This is a genomic window from Hydrocoleum sp. CS-953, from assembly GCF_002260545.1.
Taxonomy (GTDB): domain Bacteria; phylum Cyanobacteriota; class Cyanobacteriia; order Cyanobacteriales; family Microcoleaceae; genus Trichodesmium.
Map to the genome: position 1 here is coordinate 1 of NZ_LGSU01000544.1, position 3,588 is coordinate 3,588.

Annotated in this window: 1 protein-coding gene; it reads right to left on the reverse strand. The window is 32.9% G+C overall.

Annotated elements, in window-relative coordinates; all coding sequences use genetic code 11:
• A partial coding sequence (locus AFK68_RS05720; protein ID WP_143437569.1) for a class I SAM-dependent methyltransferase occupies positions 1-3,518 on the reverse strand: 3,518 nt, incomplete at its 3' end.
• Positions 3,519-3,588 lie beyond the last annotated feature (70 nt).

The window sequence follows — 3,588 nt, forward strand, 5'->3', positions numbered from 1 at the left end:
CCTAAACCAGAAAAATTATTAAGTCCTTCTACTGGTTTAATAGGAGTTTTTTTTGCCGTAGGGGTTTGGTCTCCAAACCCAGAAACATTAGTATCTACATCTATCTGGTTAGTTAGAATTTTTTTTTTCGTAGTAGTTTCTTCTCCCAACCCCGACAAATTTTTATCTGGTTCGACAGAAAATAGACTTTTAGCTGGAGTATTTGTCTTTTTAGATTTGAACTTTTCTAAATCAGCTTTAATTTCTTGAATCTCTACTTGCGACTTCTCCAAATCTGCCATTATTTCTGTCATAAATTCTGAAGATTGTAGCTGTGAAACTGTAGAAGTTTGTGCTGCAACTTTTTCATATTTTGGTAGGGTAGGAGATGGAGATACTTCTACTGGTTTAACTTGTTTATCTGACACTTCAACAGTTTCCTTTTCAGTTTTTATTTGAGGTATAGAAATAGCCAACCGTTTTGAAATAGCAGTACCTTTACCTTTTTGGAAAAAAGGAGTCAAACTAATATTAGAATTACGACATTGTTCTAGCTGTTCTGAAGTGAGAGGTATAGAAAGCTCAAACCTAGCATTTTCCGCATCTAAATGAGAGTTATTCTTTTTCACATGCGGACTAGGAATCGCTTTTTTCAATTGAAAATTCTGTATTTCTATTTCACCAAGAACAACCTTCATATTTTCTAGAATACCCGATCCAGCAGCAGCTACCCAACCTCTAATAGACAGTTCTTTTTTATCTGCCAATCCTATGTATTCCAGATATCCAGTTGTAGCTAATAATAAAGTTTCTAATATTTCTTTTTCCTTTGTATCTATCCCTGCTACAGGTTCTAACTTCTCTTTATTTTTCAGTATAACTATGTCTTGACTAGCTCGAATACCACCAGGAATAAAATCAATTATTTCAAATTCCGATACCCATTTATTTCTGATATAATCCTCAGTCTGATAAGTAGTTTGATACCAGTCAGGAAAAACCTTCTTTCTATCCGGAGATGTAAAAAATAGTAACCCTTCTTTTTCTAATTTAGTTGTTAAATCGTAAGCTTCTCTAGAAATATTCGGACCGCGAGTTGTAATCATCACAATACCTTCTGGTTTTGTAATTCTGCGTAGTTCTTTTAACCATTGTAACTGCATTTCTTCATTGATATGACTAAATACTGAAATCAGATAAACAAAGTCAAATTTATTATCTTCATATTCCGTAGGAGGTAAAGCTTGATTAACACTAAACTTGGCAAACTTAAGATTTTCCTGACACCAATATATTGCCTCTGCATCTACATCTATACCTTCAAAAACAGTAGACTTACTTAACAGATAATTCCAAATTATTACCCGTCCGCAACCGCAGCCAAAATCTAAAACAGAATCAAAATCGCTAAATTTTTTACCAATTTTATTCAGAGCTAATTTTAAGTCTCGACTTATTCCTAAACCTATGTTTAAAAATCCGTTTATTTCTGATTCTCCATGCACCCGATCTACTAAAAATTCAGGTGGGAAAGGTATAGAAGTTTCATCAGACAAAATAATATGAGAATCAACAATTTTGTAGTCTACAATTTTATTAGTTTTCCCCACAAAATTAACCACTTTAACTATAGCCTTACCTTTAGCATCTTTAAATAAAGGAGTTAAGCTCAGAACACAATCCTGAAATTCTAAAATTTGAGATTCAGAAACAGGAATAGTTACTTGGAAACGAGCATTTTCTGCACCAGCAAGTTTAGGAAAAGCTTTCTTAATATCTGGACTATAAATACCAAGAGAATGTTTAAACTTAGTTATTTCCTGACCTCCTATAGAAATTTTAAATCCTTTTACAGAACCAAAATTGTAAGAACCTACCCAACCAGATATTACTAAATTCCGATTAGAAATTGTCACTTTCTCGAAATAACCTAACGTTGTAATTGTTTTAATTGGTGCAATAAACTTTGGCTCTTCTACAATTTTGAGATATTCAGAAAAAGTACCTAGTTTTGAATAACCCAATTCTTTCAATAAAACCTTACCTTCACCATCTTTAAAAATCGGAATTAAAGCAATTCGATCATTTTGGAATTGTGAAATTTGTTCTTGATTCAGAGGTACTTTAATCCGGAATCTAGATTGACCAGAATTATTCAGACTAGGATGCAACTTTCTCACATCTGGACTAGGCAAATTTAAAGCAGTTTCAAACTTTTCTATTTTGGTATTTGCAATAGTTAATTTGAAACCTTTTACTTCCCCCGAATTAGGAGCAACCACCCAACCTGTAAGTAGTAATTCTTGATTATCAAATTCAGCCTTATCCAAAGAACCTAATGTTCTTAATAATTCTATTTTTCCCGTCACCAGATATTCCTCCAAATTAACCATATTTTCTTCTGGTAAATTATTAGTTGTAATTCTTCCTTCCTCCTTATTACTTCTTCCTTCTAGTAATGGTAAATTAATTGTACTTCCTCTTTCTTCCTTCTTCCTTCTTCCTTCTGATAATTTTAAAGCTGCTGCATAAAGTTCCATATCTTGACTATTAGCAGCAGCTAACTTATCCATTAATTTTCTATCTGATAAGACTTCCTTTTGAAACTCAACATACTCTGGATAGGGATTTCTATTTTGATAAATCACCTCATAATCAGACCAACCAAAAATATTTTTCAGCTCCAGTAAATCCTCAGCAAAATATTCCGTAATTCCCACAAAATAAAAATAATCCAGAGACTTACCATTCAGACAATAAGTCATCAAATTACTGTTACCTTGAGCAAACTTTAACAAACTTTCTTTATTAAGATGATCTTTCCTAGGATTAGATATATGACGAAAACAATAATCAGAAATTAACCGCCGGATCGGTTCTCTTAACCATGTAATTCTCTTAGCATTAGGAAAGAATTTGTCATACTTACCCGCCCGAAAATGACCCTCAATAACTTTAGTCTGCCAATGAATAGTAGGTGGCATATTCTCTTCAAACATATTAGTTTTATCCGTCAGAACTCCTTGAGTTCCATAAACCTGTAATAAAACCTGTCTAAAAGCAGTTCCAGCAGCTTTTGGCACATGAACAGAAATCAATTCTACCTGCGGAGTAGTAGTTTGTAAATTATTTCCTACTGGTGTTTTTACTAAAGAAGATAAAGCAGGATTAACCGCATTTAACAGAGGTTCTCCTTCACGATTTTCTACTAAAGGAATTAAAATAATCAGAGCATTTTTAAATTCTTGTTGCTGCTCTTTCTTCATCGGCAATCTAATAATAAACCGAGCATTATTAGCAGCAGAAATATTTGGATGCGCTTTTTTAACTCCAGGACTAGGAAGACCTTGAGTTAATCTAAATTCTGTTAATTGTTTATTGCCAAATAAAACCTTAAAATTAGTTACAGGTTCAGACTCAAAAGAGAGAACCCATCCACTTAAACAAACAGTTTCATTGTCTATTGCTACTTGGTCTAAAAATCCAGTAGTTGCTGCTAGTTGTTTAGGTTGTTTATCTGTTATTTTAACTTTTTCCATATTGCTAAGATTCTGCTAAATTATTTATTACTAAATTATAATCTTGAAGAAGTATAGCGCTACGCACAAG